We start from the raw sequence: 21,586 nt of genomic DNA on the forward strand, positions 1-21,586 counted from the left end.
TGTGGGACCGGCTTCAGCCGGGAAGCTTTGGTGATCGTTCCCACGCTCCGCGTGGGAATGCATCCTGTGACGCTCCGCGTCACCTCCTCAGGCCTGAATGCGCGTCGTCTTAGGGACGCGGAGCTTCCGGGGCTGCGTTACCACGCGGAGCGGGGGAACGATCATGTCGGCGCATGAGCTGGCCTCTTCCCGGCTAAAGCCGGTCCCACTGAAAAACGCATGCATCCAGCGGGATGGGCGCCGACTGTAGGACCGGCTTTAGCCGGGAAGCCTTTGATCTGTACTTGATCTTGATCTTCATACACATAACGTTCAGACGCCACCAATCGCGACTTGGGCGCTGGCCGAACGTAGAAGACGCGCAGTGGGTCGAGCCGCATGGATGCGGCGAGAGCGCCGTCAGGACATGGATGTCCGTTCGGCGCGGGCCCACGGAGCGTCGTCGGAGTGAGGGTATTCCGACGTAGGAGGAACCAAGCCAGGAGCAAGCACCCTTGGTTACTTGGGGTGCTTTTCCAAGTAACTCGCCGAAGGCGAAACAGTCTGCCCCCAGGCAGACGCTTTTGACCCCGGGGAACACGACAGCATCCCCGCTTGTCGATTAAAGCGAGACCGCGACGCGTCGCTTAATCGAACGATGCCACCCAGGAGCATTGCCCATGTGCAGGAACCACACGCGTAACCCCATTCTCTGCCTGATCCCCCCGTATCTGCTCGATCAGATCGCCCGCAACGGCAACAAGGCCCAGCGCGACGCGGCACTGCGCACGCGGGCCAAGGACAACACCTTTCGCTCCCTGCGCCTCAGCGCGCAACCCGACCGGCGCCTCGTGCACCTGGCCGCCGCGCCACTCACCGGCAAACGCCGTTCGATCTACACCGCCGACGGCGGCGAAACCCTGCCCGGTACGCTGGTGCGCGGCGAAGGCCAACCGGTCAGCGGCGATGTGGCCGTCGACGAAGCCTACGACGGCCTGGGCGCCACCTTCGATTTCTTCTTCGACGTCTTCGACCGCAACTCCATCGACGACGCCGGCATGGCCCTCGACGCCACCGTGCACTTCGGCAAGGACTACAACAACGCCTTCTGGAACTCCGCGCAGATGGTCTTCGGCGACGGCGACCAGTCGCTGTTCAACCGCTTCACCATCGCCCTGGACGTGATCGGCCACGAACTGGCCCACGGCGTCACCGAAGACGAAGCCGGCCTCGTCTACTTCAACCAGGCCGGCGCGCTGAACGAATCCATGTCTGACGTGTTCGGCTCGCTGATCAAGCAGTACGCCCTGAAACAAACCGCCGAGCAGGCAAGCTGGCTGATCGGTGAAGGCCTGTTTACCGACCAGATCACCGGCAGTGCCCTGCGCTCGATGAAAGCCCCTGGTACCGCTTTCGATGACAAAGTGCTGGGCAAGGACCCGCAACCCGGCCATATGGACGACTTCGTCCACACCTACGATGACAACGGCGGCGTACACATCAACTCAGGCATCCCCAACCATGCGTTTTATCAAGTCGCCACGCGCATTGGCGGTCATGCTTGGGAAAAAGCCGGGCGCATCTGGTACGACGCGCTGCGCGACTCACGTCTGCGCCCCAACGCAGGGTTCGTGCGCTTTGCGCGGATCACCCACGATGTGGCCGGCCGGCTGTACGGTGTAGGCGAAGCAGCACAAATCGCGGTAAAAGAAGGCTGGGCGGCCGTGGGCATCGACGCGCAATGATCCGCCATGACGAGGAGCCACTACGAGGAACCACGAACATGCGCATCTCATTCAGCGAAAGCGGCGGGGTCGCCTTTTTTCCCGGGCTGAACAAGCCCAACACCATTGAAGTGGACGCCCTGCCCGAGGGCGACCAGAAGGAGCTGCGCCAGCTGGTCGCCGCGTCCGAATTCTTCGCCATGCCGGAAGGTCGGCGCCCGGCCCGTGCGCTGCGCGGCATGCAGCATTACACGCTGACCATCAGCGAAGGCGACCGGGAGCGCACGGTTTGCGTTCCTGCGCCAGTGGAGTCCGGGCCGTTGCAGGGGTTGATGCAGTGCGTCAGGCGCCACGTCTCCGGCTAGTCCCATGACCGCGCGCGGAGCAAACCGCTATGCTTGGCGCCTTCACTCCCTGCGCTTCAGGAATCCCGTGTCCGAACTCCACTCGCCTCCTGCCGCTCAGGCCAACCCGATGCCCGGTACGCCCTCGCCGTTACAAGGTAATGATCGATGATGCCTGTTCGCCGTCTGTGCCTGGTCCTCGGCGACCAGTTGTCCTTCGACCTGGCTTGCCTCGCTGAACTCGACCCTGAGCGCGACGCCGTGCTGATGGTCGAGGTCATGGAAGAAGCCACCCATGTCCCCCATCACCCGCAGAAAATCGCCCTGATCTTCAGCGCCATGCGCCATTTCGCTCAGGCATTGCAGGCGCGCGGCATCATCGTCCAATACGTGACGCTGGACGACCCACTGAACAGCGGCTCGGTGCCCACCGAACTGCAGCGCTGGCACGCCTCGTTTCAGGCCGAAGAAGTCCACGCCACCGAGTGCGGTGACTGGCGTCTGGAGCACTCCATCAGGGAGTGCGGCCTGCCGCTGGTGTGGCACAGCGACACGCGCTTTCTGTGTTCCCGCGAGGAATTCGCCACGTGGGCCAGCGGCAAGGTTCAGCTGCGGATGGAATTCTTCTACCGCGAGATGCGCCGCAAGCAACGGCTGCTGCTCAACAGCGACGGCACGCCAGTGGGCGGTGCGTGGAACTTCGACGCCGAAAACCGCAAGGCGCTGCCCAAGAAGGTCTCGGCGCCCTACCCCGCGCGTTTCGCCCCGGACGCCATCACCCGCGAGGTGCTTGAGCGGGTGCGTGAGCGATTTTCAGGTCACTACGGCTCGCTGGACGATTTCGACTACCCGGTGACCCACGCCGACGCCCAGGCGCTGTGGCAGTACTTTCTCGATTACGGGCTGGCGGCCTTCGGCGACTACCAGGACGCCATGGCCATCGACGAGCCGTACCTCTTCCACGCGCGCATCAGCGCGGCGCTGAACATCGGCTTGCTCGACCTGCGCCAACTGTGCAACGACGTGGAGTCGGCGTACTGGTCCGGCGGTGTCGCGCTGAACGCGGCGGAGGGATTCATCCGCCAGCTGATCGGCTGGCGGGAATACGTGCGCGGCGTCTACTGGCTGAAGATGCCGGACTACGCCGACGGCAACGCATTCGGCAACACCCGCGCGCTGCCGGAATTCTACTGGACCGGCCAGACGAAGATGAACTGCATGAGCCAGGCCATCGGCCAGAGCCTTGAACACGCTTACGCTCATCACATTCAACGGCTGATGGTCACCGGCAACTTCGCCCTGCTGGCCGGCATCGCGCCGAGGCAGATCTGCGAGTGGTACCTGGCGATCTACATGGACGCCTTCGACTGGGTCGAGCTGCCCAACACCCTGGGCATGGTCATGCACGCGGACGGCGGCTACCTCGGTTCCAAACCCTATTGCGCCAGCGGCCAGTACATCAAGCGCATGTCCAACTACTGCGGCAGCTGCGCGTACAAGGTCAAGGAAAGCACGACGGAGGACGCCTGCCCGTTCAATTCCCTGTACTGGCATTTCGTGATGCGCCACAGCAACCTGCTGCGCGCCAATCAGCGCATGGGCATGGTCTACAAGAATCTTGAGCGGATGACCGAAGCGAAACAGGATGCGCTGTGGCAGAGGGGCGAGTCGCTGCTGGGCAAACTCGACGCCGGAGAGGCGATTTGAAGAAGAGCGAGCTGCCGGTCAAAACCTGCGTGGTCTGCGGACTGCCCTTCACCTGGCGAAAAAAATGGGCGCGCTGCTGGGATGAGGTGCGTTACTGCTCGGAGCGTTGCCGGCGGGGCAAGCACTCCGAGCAGTGAAAGGTGGCACAGTCGCCTGCCCGGTTCGATCAATAAACCTGCGCGCGACTGGCCCTGCCGATCAGTCTGATCAGTAACTGCTGCTTGGGACCTGCCGAGGTCTCGCGCGCCACCTTGATCAAATACTCCTGGGGTATGAGCCCGCCTGCCTCGGCCAGCGCCTCATAAATGGCAAACAGCCGCGAATCAATATTCGTCTCCCCGGCGCATTCGATCAGATAGGCAATTCCTGGATGGGTTTGGTCGTTCACTGTGGATCCTCCTTGCATGGCAGTTACTTCAAAGGAGGGGTGCGCACTGCGGGAGTTCCCACTTTCTAAACAGGCCCCATCCGAACGGTGGTCCTGCCCTGCCGTCGATGCTGAATATCAGTTTTCGCTTGCCAAAAACCGGTTACGCCCTTAAACAGACCCTGCCGTCTCAGCGCCCGCGACCACTTGCCATGCCCCTGGTGCCCTTTGCTTCCACGCAACCCGGCGTGGCGGCGGGCCTGCTGAACCGCCACACCACCTGCAAATCATGGAGACGCCAGGTAAACCCGATGACAGGAAATACGTCAGACACACTCCCCCGCACCCGTCGCGCACCCAAGGGTGAAAAACGCCGCGAAGAGCTGCTCGACGCCGCATTGCAACTGTTTTCACTGGAGGGCTACACCGGTGCCTCCATTGCCCGCATCGCCGACATCGTCGGTATCTCGGTGGCCGGGGTGCTGCATCACTTCCCCAACAAGGTGGCCCTGCTGATGGGGGTGCTGGCCCGCCGCGACGAGGTCAATGGCAAGGTGATAAGCAGCCTGCACAGCGAGCCGACGCTGCAGGGCTTCGTCAGCGGCCTGCGGCAGATCAACCGTTCCAACGCGACGGCGCCCGGCGTGATTCGCGCCTTCAGCATGCTCAACGCTGAGAGCCTGGTGGACAGTCATCCGGGGTGGGAGTGGTTTCAGTCCCGCTACGTGACGATTCACGGGCGCATGCGCGCGCGGCTCGACCATCTGGTGGCCACCGGCGAAGTGCGTGGGGATGTGGATCTGGACGCGCTCATTCACCAGATTCTGGCGATGATGGACGGGCTGCAGCTGCAATGGCTGCGCTTCCCTGAGAAAGTGGATCTGGTGCAGCGTTTCGACAGCTACATGGCGCAGGTCGAGCGCGATATCCGCGCATAAAAAATGAGGCGATCCGGGCTGGCCGGATCGCCTCACTCTCTGTCTCTCAAGCTCTGGTTGTCACCCGGTTCAGGCCTCGGCCAGCGCCAGGATCAATTCCCGACGCCGGCCAGTGTTTCAGCCCTTTCCCGTTGTGATCAATCAGTACTCGGTGTTGCCGTCGTAGTCCGTGCTGCCATTGGCTGCGTCGGTGCTTTCGGTCTGATCAAGCACACCGCCGGTCTTCACTGCTGGCAAGGTCACTTTGACCGAGTTCAGCGCCGAACGTGGCAGCGGGTTGCTGGTGGTGGTCGACAGTTCCTGACGGAAAGAGTTGACCAGCTTGGCGTTCAGACGGATGTCGTCGGAGGCCGCGCCCAGGCTGATGTTGAAGGTGTCAGCATCGACCACCCACTGCTTGCTTGCCTCGTCGAAGTACGCCAGCGAACGGTCGTTGAGTTCGATGGTGACGCGACGGGTTTCGCCCGGCTGCAGGAACACCTTCTTGTAGCCTTTCAGCTCTTTGACGGCGCGCTCGACTGTCGGGTTCTGCTGGCCGACGTACAGCTCGGCAACTTCGGAACCGGCACGCTTGCCGCTGTTGGTCAGGTCGAACGAGACCTTGATCGGCGTGTTGGCCACTGCAACGCCCGGGGTGACCGAGATGTTGTTGTAGGTGAACTGGGTGTACGACAGGCCGTGACCGAACGCGAACAGCGGTTTGGTGCCGGTTTTGTCGTAGCCGCGGTAGCCGAGCATGGTCAGGTCGTGAGCGTAGGTGATTTCCTTGACCTTGGTGCGGGTGTTATCGAAGTTCGGGAAATCCTTATACAGCGGATTGTCTTCGATGTTGCGCTCGATACTGATCGGCAGCTTGCCCGACGGGTTGACCTTGCCGAACAGGATCTCGGCCAGGGCCTGACCACCGTTCTGGCCCGGGTAGAACGCGTGCAGCGCGGCCGGAACCTGGTCGATCCAGTCGCCCATTTTCAGCGCGGTGCCGCCGTGCATGGTCACCACGGTGTTCGGGTTGGCCTTGGCGATACTCTGGATCAGCTCGTTCTGGTACTCAGGCAGATCGAAGCTGTGGTCGAAACCTTCACCTTCGTATTCCGAGCTGTTACCCACGGCAACCACGACGGCGTCGTATTGCGACAGGTCAGAAGGCGCGGTCAGCGAAGCGGTCGACAATTGCACGCCCACCAGGCCGCCCAAGGACGCCAGGTAACCGTCACGGCGCGAGTACTCAAGCTTCACGTCGTAGGCCTTGCCGGCTTCCAGCTTGATTTTGCCGGAAACAGGGATGGTCGGCGGAATGCTCTTGTTGGTGATGTTCTCACCGTCGCCGTTGTCGATGATCTTCTCGCCGTTGACCCACAGACGCACAGCGCCGTCGGCACGGACTTTGAAGACCTGGTCGCCGCTGATGGTCGGGGTGACCTGACCGCTCCAGCGAATCGAAGTATTGGCGGTGTCGCCGTTGCTCGGCACGGTGTCAGTGTCCCAGTCCAGATTGACGTAGGTGTCGATCTGGGTGGCCGACGGGTCACCGGACCAGGTGGCGTTGGTGAAGTACTCGGTCTTCATGCCAGCAACGCTATTGCCTTTGCTGTCGGTGGTGGTCCAGTGCATCGCCGTCGGATCGAGGGACAGGGTGTCGAGGAACTCGACCTTGGCGCCCGGGGCGATCTGACGCAGGCCGCTCAGCTCACTGATGTAACGCATGGCGTCAACGTGAGCACTGCCGAAACCGGTCGGCGGCGCGTACTTGGCCAGGTCGCCAACGACGGCGATGCGCTTGACCTTGTTCTTGTCCAGCGGCAGCACGTCGCCCTGGTTTTTCAGCAGCACGATACCTTCGCGGGCGATGTTCAGAGCGACCTTGTTGCTGGTGGCGCTGTTCATGTTGTGCGTGGTCAGCGGTGCAAACTTGTCGAACTGGTACAGGTAGATGTTCTTCAGGATGCGGCGGACCTTGTCGTCGATGGTCGCCATGTCCAGCTCGCCGCTGTCCAGGTACGGCTTGAGCACCGTACTGTTCATCTGGTAGCCCATCATGTCCAGGTCGGTGCCGGCTTGTGCCGCTGGCAGGCCGTCGACAACGGCGTTGTAGTCGCTCTGTACCAGGCCCTTGAAGCCCCATTCCTTCTTCAGGATATCGGCGATCAGGTGCTTGTTCTCACAGGCGTACTCGCCGTTCACTTTCTGGAACGAGCACATCATCATCGCCACGGCGCTGTTCTTGGTGGCAGATTCGAACGGCGGCAGGGTCATCTCACGCAGGACGCGCTCAGGCATGATCTGGTTGAGGATGAAACGGTTGGTTTCCTGGTCGTTGCCGGCGTAGTGCTTGGCTTCCGCCCAGACGCGACGCTGCTGAATACCGTTGATCACCGCAGGACCCAGGCTGGCGCCGAGGAACGGGTCTTCACCGGAGAGGTATTCGAAGGCACGGCCGCTCCACGGCATGCGGTACAGGTTCATGCCGGGACCGGTGACGAACTGGTAGCCGCCGCTGGCGGTGTCATAGCCCAGTGCGCGACCGAAGTCGATGGCGCGACGCGGGTTGAAGGTGGCCGCCAGGTTCGGGCCGGACGGATAGACCACGCCCGGATCATTGCCTTCGCTGACGTAACGGACGCCCGCGCCGCCGTCGGCGCCGTGGATCTGCGGTACGCCGTACTGGGTGAGCGGCTTGACGTCCCAGCCGCCGATCCCGCCGATGTAGTTCAGCTTTTCTTCCTGAGTCATTTTCGCCAGGGTTTTTTCTGCTGCTTTGTCAGCGCGCAGTTCCTTGGCCGCCAGTTGCTCTTGGGTCGTGGTGTCGGCTGCGTTGGCGTGGCCGATGGCCAGGCTCAACAAAGCCAGTGCCGAGTGGGCACCGAAAGATTTACGTTTTTGCATGGGGACGCTCTCCAAGTATCGCCCGCGCTCTTTTGTCGCAGTTGACACGCCACAGGCCTTTATCTCAGGCATTATCCGACCTGCACCAAAGTTTCTCGAAAGAACCTCGGCGACGGAAAAGTGGCGTCACAACAACACGAAAAGCGGGGGCAATATGATCTTATGTAACTAACGTTAATGGCGATGAGCCACCGAACCGCACGAGCATTGCCCGAGACGTTTAAATTAAGGCAATTGTTTTCAGTTGATGTCAAACAAAATAATCAATCTTCAACAAACGCGACATTTTTTGATACATCCGCTGAACTCTTGCTAAACCTACAGGTCTGTAGGTTTAGCAATTTTCACGTATCGCCGCCTTAACCCCCGTAAACACTGGGCAAGATCCCAGGGGAAGGCAGCGAACCTGCGCTGAAGCCCAGCGTTGCGATCATTTCAAACACATGACAAACATTGGAGAAACTTAACATGAAACTGCCAGTACTGGGCGCCATCGCCGCACTGACCCTGTCGTTTGCAACTGCAACAATGGCCGCTGATTCCGACACTCAGGAAACTGTTTCCGGCGCAGCAGATTCTACCGTCATGACCCAGACGCAAGATGCAAAAGCCGCGAAGAAATCCACCAAACAGAATCAGCCTGATGAAAGCAAGCGTGGCCGTCCGACCGCTAAAACTTCGTCCGCGACAAACTAACGCACTGCCGTTTAGTTGTGGTTAAGCAGCATACTGTTATTCCACATTGTTAATTCACACCCCAGAGGTCTCGTCAGAGGCCTCTCTTATTTGAACCGGTGCTGTGTCCACTCATCTGTCCCCCATCAATAGCCAACAACTCACCGCGCACTCGGCCGAAGCGCTGTGTGCGTGGCTGTTGGCCAATGCCGGGCTCAAGACAGGTGATCTGGAGCGGGCACAGCGACTGGCCCAGGAATCCGAAGGCAGTTCGCTGACTGAATTGCTGACGCGCCTGGGGCTGGTGTCCGAACTGGACCTGGCCAAGGCATGGGCTTCGACGCTACAAGCGCCGTTGCTGCTGGCGGAACACGTGACGTTGTCCGGCGAGCCTTTGCCAGAGTTGAGCGAACGCTTCCTGCGGCACTATCGCCTGCTGCCCATCGGCGCCCATGCCGATGGCGTGCATGTATTGGCGGCCAACCCGGGCAATGCCTACGGGCTGGACGCCGTGGCCTACGCCTGCCAGGCGCCGGTGTATGTGTCGGTCGGTGCTGGCAGTGAAGTCGACGGGCTGATCGAGCGTTATTACGGCCAGGGCCGTTCGGCCATGGGCTCGCTGATCGAGACCCTCGATGAGCACGGCGGCGCCGAAGAAGACATCGAGCATCTAAAGGACCTCGCGTCCGAGGCACCGGTCATTCGACTGGTCAACCTGATCCTGCAACGTGCCGTCGAGCAACGCGCCTCGGACATTCATATCGAGCCGTTTGAAAGCCAGCTGAAAGTGCGTTACCGCATTGACGGCGTGCTCCACGAAGCGGAAGCACCGCCTTCCAGCTCTTCGGCGGCAATCATTTCGCGACTGAAGATCATGGCGCGGCTGGACATCGCCGAGCGGCGCCTGCCCCAGGACGGCCGCATCATGCTGCGTATCCAGGGCAAAGAGCTGGACCTGCGGGTAAGTACGGTGCCCACCAGTTTTGGTGAATCGGTGGTGATGCGTCTGCTGGACCGGCAGACCGTCAGTTTCGACTTTCCCAGCCTGGGCATGGACGGCGAGCGTCTGCAGAATTTCCTCGACGTGCTGGAAAACCCCCACGGCATTCTGCTGGTCACCGGCCCCACCGGTTCCGGCAAGACCACCACGCTGTACACCGCGCTGTCACGGCTCAACACCGCCGAGCGCAAGATCATCACCGTTGAAGACCCGGTCGAGTACCAGCTTGAGGGCATCAACCAGATTCAGGTCAAGCCGGCCATCGGCCTGGACTTCGCCGGTGCCCTGCGCTCCATTGTCCGGCAAGACCCGGACGTGATCATGATTGGTGAGATGCGCGACCTGGAAACTTGCCGCATCGCCATTCAATCGTCCCTGACCGGTCACCTTGTGCTCTCGACCCTGCACACCAACAGTGCCGCCGCGAGTATCACGCGGCTGCTGGACATGGGCGTCGAAAGCTACCTGATCGCCTCCACCGTCAAAGGCATTCTGGCCCAGCGCCTGGTGCGCAGGCTCGATCCGCTCACGCGCATCGCCTTCGAAGCACCGGCGGAACTCGTCGCCGAACACGGTCTGGATCGCTTTACCGATCAGCGCCCGATTACCCTGTATCGCCCCGCCAGCGAGTTGCCCGGCGGCGGTTATCACGGCCGTAGCGCCATCACCGAATTGCTGGTCATGAACGAAGAACTGCGCGGCTTGCTGATGCGTCAGGCCGATGCCTCGACGCTGGAACAGGCTGCCCGCCGTGGTGGACTGCGCACTTTATATGAAGAAGGCCTGCGCCAGGCGGTGGCCGGTGTGACGTCCCTTGAAGAGGTGCTGCGCGTTACGCGTGGCGACTGACCATGGCCCATTTCAAATACCGCGCACTGGACGCCGACGGCGTCGCCCAACACGGCACCCTCGAAGCGGCGGATCAGACCGCGGCCACAGCAGCGCTGCACAAGCGCGGCCTGTTGCTGCTCAGCCTCGAAGCCAGTGCCAACAGCGGCCTGCGCGCGGCCATGCGCCGTGGCGCCATGAACGGCGCGGCGCTGGTGAGCTTCACCCAGCAACTGGCGACCCTGCTCGGTGCCGGCCAGCCGCTGGAACGCGCGCTGACCATCCTCCTCAAGCAGACCCACGAGCCCAAGCGCCAGGCGCTGCTCGAACGGATTCGTGAACAGGTCAAGGCCGGTAAGCCGTTGAGTCAGGCGCTGGAAGAAGAGCACGGCCAGTTTTCCAGCCTGTACATCAGCATGGTCCGCGCAGGCGAAGCCGGCGGGTCCCTGGAAAACACCTTGCGTCAGCTCAGCGAATACCTGGAGCGCAGCCAGATGCTGCGCGGCGAAGTCATCAATGCGCTGATCTACCCGATCTTTCTGGTGGTCGGCGTGCTCGGTTCGCTGGCCCTGCTGCTGGCCTACGTGGTGCCGCAGTTCGTGCCGATCTTTCGCGACCTGGGCGTACCGATCCCTTTCATCACCCAGGCGATTCTGTGGCTGGGTGAATTTCTCAGCGCCTACGGATTGCTGCTGCTCGGCGCCATCGTCGGGCTGATCTGGACCGTCGCCGTGCTGCGCCGCGATCCGCAACGGCGCCAGCGTCATGACCGGCGCCTGCTCTTTATCAAAGTCATCGGCCCGCTGTTGCAGCGGATCGAGGCCGCGCGTCTGGCGCGCACCCTCGGCACGCTGCTGAGCAACGGCGTCGCGCTGTTGCAGGCGATGACCATCGTCCGTCAGGTGTGCGGCAACTACGCCCTGCGTGCGCAGGTCGAGCAGGCCACCGAGTGGGTCAAGGGTGGCGGTACGCTGGCCCAGGCGTTCGGCGAGCAACCGCTGCTGCCTGAACTGGCGCTGCAGATGATCGAAGTCGGCGAACAGGCCGGCAATCTGGACGGCATGCTGCTCAAGGTCGCCGACGTGTTCGACGTCGAAGCCAAGCGCGGCATCGACCGTCTGCTCGCGGCGCTGGTGCCGAGCCTGACCGTTGTCATGGCGGTGATGGTGGCGGTGATCATGCTCGCCATCATGCTGCCGCTGATGAGCCTTACCAGTAACATTTGAGGAAATAAACATGTCCCGATTCAACGCTGCCCAAGGCCGTCGCCAGGGCGGTTTCACCCTGCTGGAAATGCTCGCGGTCATCGTGCTGCTGGGCATCGTCGCCACCATCGTCGTGCGTCAGGTGGGCGGCAACGTCGACAAGGGCAAATACGGCGCCGGCAAGGCACAACTCGCCAGCCTTGGCATGAAGGTCGAAAGCTACGGCCTGGATGTCGGCACGCCGCCGGCCAATCTGCAGCAGCTGGTCACCAAGCCAGCCAACGCCACCGGTTGGGCCGGGCCGTATGCCAAGCCTTCGGACCTGAAAGACCCGTTCGGCCATGCGTTCGGCTACCGCTACCCGGGCGAGCACGGCAGCTTTGACCTGATCTTCTACGGTCAGGACGGCCAGCCTGGCGGTGAAGGCTACAAGGCCGACATCGGTAACTGGGAATAACATGCACGCCCTGCCCCGCGCCCGCGGCTTCACCCTGTTCGAATTGCTGGTGGTGATCGTTCTGATCGGCATCAGCGTCGGCCTGGTGAGCTTCGGCGTGGGTCGGGGTTTGCAGGCAGCCAGTGAACGTCGCGCGTTGAGCGAAGTGGTGCAGTCCCTGCGCGCCGCGCGGGTGCAGGCGATCGTCACCGGGCAACCGGCGCAGACGCGCTTTGACCTGCGCCACGGCCGCCTACAGGGCCCGCACCTGAAGCCGGTGCAACTGCCTACCGACATGCGCGTGCAACTGCAGACCGCTGACGGCCTGGGCCCGGCGTTCGAGTTCTACCCCGACGGCGGTTCCAGCGGCGGCCATCTGCTGCTGGCTCGGGGCGACAAACACTGGCGCGTGGACATCAACTGGCTGACCGGCAACGTTCAGTTGCGCACGCTCAATTGACGCGTCAGCGCGGTTTCACATTACTGGAAATGCTCGCTGCCCTGGCCGTGCTGGCGGTGTGCAGCAGCGTGCTGGTAGTAGCGTTCGGGCAGAGCGCGCGGGCTTTGCAACAGGCGCAACGCAGCGACCGGCTGAGCCTGGCGGCGCGCTCGCTCATCGATGAAGCCAGCGCCGGTCGCTTGCAGCCGGGCCGGACTGAAGGTCGCTGGAGCGGCGTGAACTGGCAGATGGATGTCAGCGCCCTGCCCCGGGGCAACAACCCGGCGACGGCGTGGCGACTGGATCTGCAAGTGAGCGACGGCGCGCGCCGCGCCCATTACAGCAGCCTCCAGGTGCGCAGCGCTGCCTCAGGTGCTGCGCAATGAAGCGCAGCGCTCAGGGTTTTACCTTGCTCGAAGTGTTGGTGGTGCTGAGCCTGCTCGGCGTGCTGCTGACCATGGTCGGCGCCGCGATCACCGGGGCCAACCGTGCCATGGCCAAGGCCGAGCGTTACAGCACGCGGCTCGACGAAATTCGTTCGACCCAGAATTTTCTGCGCAACGCCATCGGCCAGGCGTTGCCACTGGCGGCCGGCGGATCCGAGCCCGGCCAGGCGCCAGTCTTCGAGGGTGACGCCCAGACCCTGAGTTTCTATGCGCCGCTGCCCGCCACCCTGGGCGGCGGTTTGTACCGGCACAGCGTGACGCTGGCGGCCGGTCAGCGGTTGCAGATCAGCCTGGAGCGGTTACGCGGTCAGGCTTTGCTGCCGGCCGAAGAGCCGCAGGTGCTGTTGCATGACGTGCGCTCGCTGCAACTGAGCTACCGCGGTGTGTCCCCCACCGGTGAATCAACGGCGTGGCTGGATCACTGGCCGTGGCCGGGACGATTACCCATCAGCGTGCGCATCGACGCGCAACTGGCCGGCCCCGTGCCGTGGCCGTTGCAAAGCATCAATCTGCGCCTGGACCTGTCCGGCGAGGCGCACACCTTATGAACGTCCGTCGGCAAAAGGGCGTCGCGCTGCTGCTGGTGTTGTGGGTGCTGGCGTTGCTCAGTACCCTGCTCGCCGGTTTGCTCGGCTGGGTGCATCTGCAGAATCGTCAGGCGCTGTGGCAGCGCCAGCACACCCAGGCGGTGCTCTCTGCAGAAGCCGGCATCGGCATGGCGGTGCTGGCGCAGCTGGACCGCGACCCGGAGCGGCACTGGAAAGCCGACAATCAGCCCCACGAATTGCGTTTTGATGATGCCGCGCTGGCGGTCAGCCTGGGCAGCGAGACCGGCAAGCTGGACCTCAACGCGGCGCCCGCCGAATCCTTCGCCCGCCTGCTGGTGGCGTGCGGGGCGAATCCGGACATGGCCCGGCAAGTGGCGCAGGGCCTGGAGCAACGGCGGGGCGGCGGCCGGGCACCGCTGCGGATGGTCGAGGAAGTGCGCGAACTGCCGGGCATCGGCCAGCCGCTGTACCAGTGCGCCAGCCCGCACGTCACGTTATGGAGCGGCCTGAGCGCGCCGGATCCCCGCATGACGTCGCCTTGGCTGCGGCAAGCGCTGGGTCTGCCGCAAGCGGGGCCGGCGACCGAAGACGCAGGCCCGGTCATCAGTATTCGAAGCCAGGCGACATTGCCCGGTGGTTACACCACGACGCTCAACGTCACGTTGTTATTGAACCCATCGAAGGAGGGAGCGCGACCGTATCGCGTTCTGCGTTGGCAAGAATGAAGCAATCACTTTTACAGCAGCTGGCGCCCTTGCAGGCCCGGGTGCGCAGTCAGTGGCGTGACAGCCCGGCGCAGCACCTGTGGCAGGCCTGGCTCGAGGAGTTGCAGGCGCTGCTGCCCGCCAGTGTCCGCGCACGGCTGATGCCCCAGGTGCGTGAGCGGCTGATTGACTGGCCGTTGCCCGAGCACATTGAACACGAGACCGGCGAGCGGCTGATCCTCATGCTCCCCGCCGGCATGGTGCTGGCGCAGCCGCTGCAACTGCCGCTGGCGGCGCTGCGGGATCTGCACAGCGTGGTCGGCTTCGAACTGGACAAGTACACGCCCTACCCCCGCGAGCAGATGCAATACGTCGCGCGCGTCACCGCCAAGGGCAAAACCCTGGCCCAGGTGCTGCTGGTGGCGGTGCTGCGCGAGCGTTTGCAGCCGATCATCGACACCTGTCGTCAGCAGGGTGTTTCGCTGTATGCCGTGGATGCGCGAAACGCCAAGGGCGAACGGCTCAACGTCGATCTGCTGCCGGCCGAGCTGAAGCCGGCATCCGCAGGTTCCGCGCGCCTGCCGCGTGTCCTCGCCGTGGTCTGTGGCGCCTTGCTGCTGACCTGCATGGTGCTCTGGCTGGATGCTCGCACGGCCCAGGTCGAAGCGATGCAACAGCACGTCGACGAGCAACGCAGCCAGGTGCAAGCCGTGCAGAACCTGCGCCGCGAACTGATCAACACCCAGGGCGCCGCGCGTTACCTGGCCCAGCAAAAGGCCGCGCAGCCAACCACCTCCAGCGTGCTCGCCGACCTCACCGGTTGCCTGGGTGCCGACACTTGGGTCGAGCAACTGGAAATCTCTGACGGCGGCAGCGTGTCGATCAGCGGCCAGAGCGCCAAGGCCAGCGCCCTCATCAGCCGCATGAAAGACTGCCGCAGCCTCACCGACGCGCAGTTCCAGGGGATCATTCAGCCCGACGCGCAAACCGGCAAAGAGCGCTTTTCCCTGCGTGCCCAGTTGCACAAGGAGGCCGCCGATGCGCCGTGAACTGACCCCGCGCGAACGTCGCGGCGCCGCGCTGATCGCCCTGGCCCTGGTGCTGTGGGCAGCGTGGTGGCTGTTGGTGCAAAGCTGGTTCCTCGATCCGTTGAGCGACCTGCAGGACCAGGCCGACACCCTGCGCCACCAGGAGCAACGCTATGCCGGCGCGCTCGCTCAACGCGACAGCCTTGAGCAGCAGTTGCAGGCGGCACGCCGCGACCCGTCGAGCCGCAGCAGCCTGTTGCCGGGCGAAGACCCCAGCGCCGTGGCGGCCGATCTGATGCAGCGCAGTCTCGATCTGGTCAAGGCCCACGCCGATCAGGGCCCCGGTTGCCAGGTCACCCAGCGCATGCCGATCACCCCCGAGCGCGACAGTGCCGAGCCGTATCGTCAGGTCAAAGTCAGCCTGACCCTGGACTGCGCCATGGAGCCGCTGGTGGGTTTGCTGCACGAACTGGAATACGGCCAGCCGTTCCTGTTTATCGACAACCTGAGCATTCGCCGGGCCACCTCGGCACCGGCCAGCGGCGGCGCCGGACGCTTGCAGGTGCATCTGCTGTTGCGCGGTTATCTGCAACAGGCCGCGCCGCACAAGGCGCTGCCGTCCAAAGCGCCAGCCGACGAGCCGCCGACCGAGTCACGACAGCAGCCTGACCCCGCTGAGCAATCCGATCTGGCTGATCCATCTGAACCACCGACACCGTCCGAAGAGCCTGACGCATGAAGTTCGACTCCCTCACTCTGGCGCTCGGCGTTGCCACTGTTGTCCTCGCCGCCGTCGCCATCAGCCTGAGCACGGGCGCCGGTCAGGACATCGACTGGTTGCCGGCCGGCGAGGCACGTGAAGCCGCGCCAACCGCCGGGCCTGCGGCATTGCCTGCGCTGCCGGCCCAGGCACTCACCCTGACCTGGCAGCAATCGATGTTCAGCCCGGACCGCAAGCCTGATCTGGTCACCGGCAAATCCCAGGCCTCGTCCCTGGACGGCATCAGCCTGAGCGCCGTGATCATCGACGGCGCTTCACAGTGGGTGCTGCTGCAACTGCCGCAGAAGCGCCGCCTGAAGCTGGCCGTCGGCAGCACGCTGGACAATGGCTGGACCCTGGATTCGGTCACGCCGCAACACGCCACGTTCAGTCATCAGGGCCAGACCCGCGAACTGCGACTGCCAATGCTGCGCCTTCCGCCGCCGTCGAAAGTCCCCCCTATTACTCTTCCAAACGTACCCACACCATGAACAATCGCACCCCTGAGTTTTCCCGTCTGCGCAGCCCGTTGTTGTGCCTGGCCACCGCCGTGGCCCTGGCCGGATGCGCGTCCACTCCGGAACGTTTTGAAAACGATCCGGCCCTGATGCAGGAAGCACTCAATGGCACCGGCTCGCAGCGAGGCCCGGTCAGCGATCCGGTCGAAGCGCCGAGCCCGAACAACCCCGGCGCCAGGCCTGCGCCCGCGCGCCAGCAGATCATTCGTGGCAACCAGACGTTCGTGCGCGGTTCGGTCCCGGCGCAGAGCGGCGCGGGTGCGAAAGGCGCGTCGGCGCCGGCCGGCGACATCACCTTCAACTTCGCCAATCAGCCCATCGAAGCGGTGATCAACACCGTTCTCGGCGATTTGCTGCACGAGAACTACAGCATCAATCAGGGCGTGAAAGGCGACGTCAGCTTCTCCACCTCGCAACCGGTGAACAAGCAGCAGGCCCTGTCGATCCTCGAAACGCTGCTGTCGTGGACCGACAACGCGATGATCCGCCAGGGCGACCGATACGTGATCCTCCCGGCCAACCAGGCCGTGGCCGGCAAGCTGGTGCCGGAGATGCCGGTGGCGCGACCGGCCACCGGGCTGTCGGCGCGGTTGTTCCCCCTGCACTTTATCTCGGCCACCGAGATGCAGAAGCTGCTCAAGCCGTTCGCCCGGGACAATGCGTTCCTGCTGGTCGATCCGGCGCGCAACGTGTTGAGCCTGGCCGGTACGCCGGATGAACTGGCCAACTACCAGGACACCATCGATACGTTCGACGTCGACTGGCTCAAGGGCATGTCCATCGCCGTGTATGGCCTGCAGCGCGCCAGCGTCGGCGAGTTGATGCCCGAGCTGCAGAAGATGTTCGGCCCGGACAGCGGCATGCCCTTGGCCGGTATGGTCAAGTTTCTGCCCATCGAGCGGACCAACTCGGTGGTGGCGATTTCTTCGCAACCGCGCTACCTGAGCGAAGTCGGTGACTGGATTCACACCATCGATGAAGGCGGCGGCAACGAGCCGCAGATGTACGTCTACGACGTGCGCAACATGAAGGCCTCGGATCTCGCCAAATACCTGCGGCAGATCTACGGCAACGGCCAGATCAAGGAAGACAGCGCGGCCAAGGTGGCGCCGGGCCTGCGCACCCGTTCGCTGTCCTCGCTCAACGGCACTGGCACCGGCAGCAGCGGCGGCTTGAGCGGCAGCGGTCAGGGCCTGAGCGGCAGCTCCGGATTGGGCGGCGGCATGGGCTCTGGCATGGGTAACAGCAGCGGCAATGGCGGTTTGCAGAATGGCACCCAAGGTGAAGAGGAGCAGGACGGCGGAAGCTCCGAAGACAGCGGCGACAGCAGCGGTCAGGGCGACAGTTCGGACGCCGCAGCCAGCGGCTCGGGCGCCAGCAAGCGTCTGGATGACAGCACGCGGATCACGGCGCAGCAGAGCAGCAACCAGCTGCTGATCCGCACGCGCCCGGCGCAATGGGCCGAGATCGAATCCGCCATCAAGCGGCTGGACAACGCGCCGATGCAAGTGCAGATCGAAACGCGAATTCTTGAAGTGAACCTGACCGGTGAGCTGGACCTTGGCGTGCAGTGGTACCTCGGCCGGCTGGCCGGCAATTCCAGCAGCACCACGGTCGCGAACACCACCGGCAGTCAGGGCGCACTCGGTGGCGGTGGCGCAGGCCTTGGCGCCACCGATTCGCTGTTTTATTCGTTCGTCAGCAATAACCTGCAGATCGCCCTTCACGCCCTGGAAACCAGTGGTCGGACGCAGGTGCTGTCGGCGCCGTCGCTGGTGGTGATGAACAACCAGCAGGCGCAGATCCAGGTCGGCGACAACATCCCGATCAGCCAGACCACGGTCAACACAACGACCACCACCTCCACCCTGAGCAGCGTTGAATACGTGCAGACCGGGGTCATCCTTGACGTCACGCCGCGCATCAATCCGGGCGGTCTGGTGTACATGGACATTCAGCAGCAGGTCAGTGACGCCAACGACAACGTCACCGACAGCAACGGCAACCCGCGGATCTCGACGCGTTCGGTGTCGACTCAGGTGGCGGTGCAGAGCGGCCAGACGGTTTTGCTCGGTGGCCTGATCAAACAGGACAACACCGACACCGTGTCCGCGGTGCCTTATCTGGGTAGCATCCCGGGCCTGCGCTGGCTGTTCGGCAACACCGTCAAGAGCAAGAAACGCACCGAGCTGGTCGTGCTGATCACCCCACGGGTCATCACCAGCAACAGCCAGGCGCGACAAGTGACCGATGACTATCGTCAGCAGCTGCAGTTGATCAAGCCAACGCCGCCGATGGGTACCCGGTAGTTTGATCGTTTGTGCACGCCAGAGATTGTGCGGGGTGCCGAGATCAGTGTAGGAGCGCGCTTGCCCGCGAAAGCATTGTCCCTGTGACGAATCGATTGACTGACACACCGCCTTCGCGGGCAAGCGCGCTCCTACAGGTGGGTGGCCGGCAACGCGAGAATGCATTCGCCAGCAAGCCGGCTCCTGCGGATTTTGTGCACGCCAGAGATTGTGCGGGGTGCCGAGATCAGTGCAGGAGCGCGCTTGCCCGCGAAAGCATTGTCTCTGTGACGAATCGATTGACTGACACACCGCCTTCGCGGGCAAGCGCGCTCCTACAGGTGGGTGATCGGCAACGCGAGAATGCATTCGCCAGCAAGCCGGCTCCAGCGGATTTTGCGCACGCCAGAGATTGTGCGGGGTGCCGAGATCAGTGCAGGAGCGCGCTTGCCCGCGAAAGCATTGTCCCTGTGACGAATCGATTGACTGACACACCGCCTTCGCGGGCAAGCTGAACTGGTCAAGTAATTCTGGACACCCGTTTAGGTTTTCAAGCTGCCGCCCGCTCCGCAGTTACAGGCGACCGGTAGCCGTTGTAGCTGTGGGGGCGACGGTTGTTGTAACGCATGACATAACGCTGCACGTCCAACTGTGCTTCATGCGCTGACGAATATCCTTCTTTAGGCACCCATTCCGATTTCAGGCTGCCAAAAAATCGCTCCATCGGGGCGTTATCCCAGCACTCGCCTTTGCGACTCATGCTCTGTCTCAAACCATGGGTCACCAGCTCATTGCGGAATTTATGGCTGGTGTACTGACAGCCCTGATCCGAGTGAAACAGCACGTCCTTAGGGCGCCCGCGAAGCTCAACCGCCATTCTCAATGCCTCACAAGTCAGCGAAGCGTCGGGCGTCATCGAAAAGGACCAACCCACAATCCTGCGTGCAAACAAGTCGAGCACTGCAGCGAAATACATCCATTGCTTACCCACTTTTATGTACGTTACATCCCCGCACCAAACAGTATTGGGGGCATCCACATCAAACTTGCGTTTGAGCAGATGCGGCGCCACCAATGCCTCGACCCCTGAAGATTTGTATTTGTGCGGGCGACGCTGACAGCTCACGACCCCGGATTCACGCATGAGAGTGCGGGCCATGTACCGGCCAACCTGATGCCCTTCGCTGCGAAGGTCACTGGCCAGCGTTCTTGCCCCCGCCGATCCCCGCGACTCCTTATGAAATCTGACTAACAAAGTTCTAAGCCTCGCACGGGTGCGGTTGACGACGCCCTGGCGCTGGCGCCAGGCGTAAAAACTGCTGCGGTTGACTCCCAACGCGCGGCAACAATCGTGAACGCCGTAGTGCTCGCCCAGCTCGCTGATCAGTTCGAATGATCTTTGGAGTCCGAAAGCAGGAGAGCACTGGCCTTTTTTAGGATTTCGATATCCCGGTCCTTCTGCCTGAGCAAGGTCTTGAGTCGCTGTATTTCCTGTTGCTCGGCGGTAATCGCCTTGGCACCCACAGGCGTCGCGCCTTGGCGCTCCGCACGCACCTGTTCGACCCAGCGACGCAGCGCGGTTCGGCCAATGCTCAGGTTGTCGCAGACTTCAGGGACCGATTGTCCCTCGTCCAGCACCATGGCCGCTGCCTTGAGTTTGAATTCGTTCGAGTAAGAAGTACGCATGCCCATAACACCTCGGATTTGGGCGCTATCTTAGCGCCCGATTGAGATGTCCAAAATCATTAAGCCAGTTCAAGCGCGCTCCTACAGGTGGGTGGCCGGCAACGCGAGAGTGCATTCGCCAGCAAGCCGGCGCCTACGGATTTTGCGCACGCCAGAGATTGTGCGGGGTGCCGAGATCAGTGTAGGAGCGCGCTTGCCCGCGAAAGCATTGTCCCTGTGACGAATCGATTGACTGACACACCGCCTTCGCGGGCAAGCGCGCTCCTACAGGTGGGTGGCCGACGAGGCGTGTGCAGGGTTGCACGGGATGGACCATGGGGGGAGTTGTCCCCTCTGTTACCGCAGGGCCGTGGTAAAACAGGTTTTCAAACGACCCGCTCACCGCGACCTTAAACGACCAAGGCCCATGCCCTTCGATCTCCATCACCTTCTGCTGGTGTACACCGCCTACATCGTCGGCGCGGCGAGTCCGGGACCTAGCAACATGCGCATCATGGCGGTGGCCATGCACCGGGGCCGGCGCGCTGCGCTGATGCTGGCGGCCGGCGTGATCAGCGGGTCGTTTTTCTGGGGTGCGATGGCGGCCACCGGCGTTTCCGCCGTGCTGACGCAATACGCCGAGGCGCTGACGCTGCTGAAAATCCTTGGCGGCGCCTACTTGCTGTTTCTCGCTTTCAAAGCGGCGCGTTCCGCCATGACGTCGAGTGAACAGGTCGAACGCGCAATCGCGGCTGCGCCGGATGTTTCGGGCGTGCGCCTGTACCAGCGTGGCCTGCTCATGCACCTGACCAACCCGAAGGCGCTGCTAGGCTGGGTGGCGACGATGACGCTGGGGTTGGGCGCGCAGGCAACGCCGCAGACCATCGCCGTCATCCTCGCCGGTTGCGCGGTGCTCAGCGTCACCATCTTCTGTGGCTATGCGTTGGTCTTTTCGACCGCGCCGATGATCCTCGCCTACCGCAGGGCGCGGCGCTGGATCGAAGGCACCCTCGCCCTGGTTTACGCAACGGCCGGCGTCAAACTGCTGTGGTCACGCGCGTGAAACTCTGAGCCGCCCGCGCACACCAAGTCAGTACCCCTGAC

21 protein-coding genes and 1 pseudogene are annotated in these 21,586 nt (G+C 63.0%); 18 read left to right on the forward strand and 4 right to left on the reverse strand.

Annotated features, from left to right (window positions below; genetic code table 11):
* The first annotated feature begins 659 nt into the window (after window positions 1-659).
* From OKW98_RS17325 to OKW98_RS17340, 4 genes are all read left to right on the forward strand, one after another.
* Entirely contained in the window at window positions 660-1,724 is a 1,065-nt protein-coding gene (locus tag OKW98_RS17325; RefSeq protein WP_265385876.1) for a M4 family metallopeptidase, read from the forward strand.
* A gap of 38 nt (window positions 1,725-1,762) precedes the next feature.
* Entirely contained in the window at window positions 1,763-2,068 is a 306-nt protein-coding gene (locus OKW98_RS17330) for a protealysin inhibitor emfourin (protein ID WP_265385877.1), read from the forward strand.
* Window positions 2,069-2,215: 147 nt separating this feature from the next.
* Entirely contained in the window at window positions 2,216-3,754 is a 1,539-nt protein-coding gene (locus OKW98_RS17335) for a cryptochrome/photolyase family protein (RefSeq protein ID WP_265385878.1), read from the forward strand.
* Window positions 3,751-3,891 carry a DUF2256 domain-containing protein gene (locus tag OKW98_RS17340; RefSeq protein ID WP_265385879.1) on the forward strand — a complete coding sequence of 47 codons (141 nt, stop codon included), beginning with the start codon at window positions 3,751-3,753 and terminating at the stop codon, window positions 3,889-3,891. The genes OKW98_RS17335 and OKW98_RS17340 overlap by 4 nt, the downstream gene beginning before the upstream one ends.
* Window positions 3,892-3,920: 29 nt before the next feature.
* On the opposite strand, the gene OKW98_RS17345 is transcribed toward OKW98_RS17340, so the two are convergent.
* The gene (locus tag OKW98_RS17345; RefSeq protein ID WP_265385880.1) at window positions 3,921-4,142 is read right to left on the reverse strand and encodes a hypothetical protein; all 222 of its coding nucleotides are present in this window, start codon (window positions 4,140-4,142) and stop codon (window positions 3,921-3,923) included.
* Between the two features lie 290 nt (window positions 4,143-4,432).
* On the opposite strand from OKW98_RS17345, the gene OKW98_RS17350 reads away from it, so the two are divergent.
* Complete coding sequence (locus tag OKW98_RS17350; RefSeq protein ID WP_265385881.1) at window positions 4,433-5,059, forward strand: TetR/AcrR family transcriptional regulator; 627 nt, start codon at window positions 4,433-4,435, stop codon at window positions 5,057-5,059.
* A gap of 141 nt (window positions 5,060-5,200) precedes the next feature.
* Here the strand turns inward: OKW98_RS17350 and OKW98_RS17355 are convergent, their stop codons facing one another.
* Window positions 5,201-7,942, reverse strand: a complete 2,742-nt coding sequence (locus OKW98_RS17355; RefSeq protein ID WP_265385882.1) for a beta-glucosidase — start codon at window positions 7,940-7,942, stop codon at window positions 5,201-5,203.
* A gap of 468 nt (window positions 7,943-8,410) precedes the next feature.
* Here OKW98_RS17355 and OKW98_RS17360 point away from each other — a divergent pair, with 468 nt between their 5' ends.
* The 12 genes and pseudogenes from OKW98_RS17360 (at window position 8,411) to gspD (ending at window position 18,838) form a co-directional block, all read left to right on the forward strand.
* Entirely contained in the window at window positions 8,411-8,638 is a 228-nt protein-coding gene (locus tag OKW98_RS17360) for a hypothetical protein (protein WP_265385883.1), read from the forward strand.
* A 103-nt stretch (window positions 8,639-8,741) separates the two neighbouring features.
* A complete protein-coding gene (gene gspE / locus OKW98_RS17365; RefSeq protein ID WP_265385884.1) occupies window positions 8,742-10,466 on the forward strand; it encodes a type II secretion system ATPase GspE in 1,725 nt (574 codons plus the stop codon).
* A 2-nt stretch (window positions 10,467-10,468) separates the two neighbouring features.
* Window positions 10,469-11,671 (forward strand): type II secretion system inner membrane protein GspF, encoded by a 1,203-nt coding sequence (gene gspF / locus OKW98_RS17370; protein ID WP_265385885.1) that lies wholly within the window; start codon window positions 10,469-10,471, stop codon window positions 11,669-11,671.
* A 10-nt stretch (window positions 11,672-11,681) separates the two neighbouring features.
* On the forward strand, window positions 11,682-12,107 hold the full coding sequence (gspG, locus tag OKW98_RS17375) for a type II secretion system major pseudopilin GspG (protein ID WP_265385886.1): 426 nt from the start codon (window positions 11,682-11,684) through the stop codon (window positions 12,105-12,107).
* A 1-nt stretch (window position 12,108) separates the two neighbouring features.
* Complete coding sequence (locus tag OKW98_RS17380) at window positions 12,109-12,546, forward strand: GspH/FimT family pseudopilin (protein WP_265385887.1); 438 nt, start codon at window positions 12,109-12,111, stop codon at window positions 12,544-12,546.
* Window positions 12,543-12,911, forward strand: coding sequence for a type II secretion system protein (locus OKW98_RS17385; RefSeq protein ID WP_265385888.1), 369 nt, complete (start codon window positions 12,543-12,545; stop codon window positions 12,909-12,911). Before OKW98_RS17380 ends, OKW98_RS17385 begins: the two co-directional genes overlap by 4 nt.
* Window positions 12,908-13,519 carry a prepilin-type N-terminal cleavage/methylation domain-containing protein gene (locus tag OKW98_RS17390; protein WP_265385889.1) on the forward strand — a complete coding sequence of 204 codons (612 nt, stop codon included), beginning with the start codon at window positions 12,908-12,910 and terminating at the stop codon, window positions 13,517-13,519. The genes OKW98_RS17385 and OKW98_RS17390 overlap by 4 nt, the downstream gene beginning before the upstream one ends.
* Window positions 13,516-14,244, forward strand: a complete 729-nt coding sequence (locus OKW98_RS17395) for a type II secretion system protein GspK (RefSeq protein WP_265385890.1) — start codon at window positions 13,516-13,518, stop codon at window positions 14,242-14,244. Before OKW98_RS17390 ends, OKW98_RS17395 begins: the two co-directional genes overlap by 4 nt.
* Entirely contained in the window at window positions 14,241-15,272 is a 1,032-nt protein-coding gene (locus tag OKW98_RS17400; RefSeq protein ID WP_265385891.1) for a PilN domain-containing protein, read from the forward strand. Before OKW98_RS17395 ends, OKW98_RS17400 begins: the two co-directional genes overlap by 4 nt.
* A pseudogene (gene gspM / locus OKW98_RS17405) lies at window positions 15,262-15,852 on the forward strand (type II secretion system protein GspM); the annotation flags it as partial. The gene OKW98_RS17400 and the pseudogene gspM, both read left to right, overlap by 11 nt.
* Before the next feature lie 134 nt (window positions 15,853-15,986).
* Window positions 15,987-16,502, forward strand: a complete 516-nt coding sequence (locus OKW98_RS17410; RefSeq protein WP_265385892.1) for a general secretion pathway protein GspN — start codon at window positions 15,987-15,989, stop codon at window positions 16,500-16,502.
* Complete coding sequence (gspD, locus tag OKW98_RS17415) at window positions 16,499-18,838, forward strand: type II secretion system secretin GspD (protein WP_265385893.1); 2,340 nt, start codon at window positions 16,499-16,501, stop codon at window positions 18,836-18,838. The genes OKW98_RS17410 and gspD overlap by 4 nt, the downstream gene beginning before the upstream one ends.
* Window positions 18,839-19,367: 529 nt before the next feature.
* Here gspD and OKW98_RS17420 read toward each other — a convergent pair.
* Together OKW98_RS17420 and OKW98_RS17425 are read right to left on the reverse strand one after the other, a co-directional pair.
* On the reverse strand, window positions 19,368-20,204 hold the full coding sequence (locus tag OKW98_RS17420; protein WP_322114189.1) for an IS3 family transposase: 837 nt from the start codon (window positions 20,202-20,204) through the stop codon (window positions 19,368-19,370).
* Window positions 20,201-20,503: a transposase gene (locus tag OKW98_RS17425; RefSeq protein WP_241090298.1), complete on the reverse strand. Its 303-nt coding sequence runs from the start codon at window positions 20,501-20,503 to the stop codon at window positions 20,201-20,203. Before OKW98_RS17425 ends, OKW98_RS17420 begins: the two co-directional genes overlap by 4 nt.
* 406 nt (window positions 20,504-20,909) lie before the next feature.
* Between OKW98_RS17425 and OKW98_RS17430 the strand changes: the two genes are divergently transcribed.
* Window positions 20,910-21,545: a LysE family translocator gene (locus OKW98_RS17430; protein ID WP_265385894.1), complete on the forward strand. Its 636-nt coding sequence runs from the start codon at window positions 20,910-20,912 to the stop codon at window positions 21,543-21,545.
* Window positions 21,546-21,586 lie beyond the last annotated feature (41 nt).

Source organism: Pseudomonas sp. KU26590 (assembly GCF_026153515.1).
In the GTDB taxonomy this organism is placed as follows: Bacteria; Pseudomonadota; Gammaproteobacteria; order Pseudomonadales; family Pseudomonadaceae; genus Aquipseudomonas.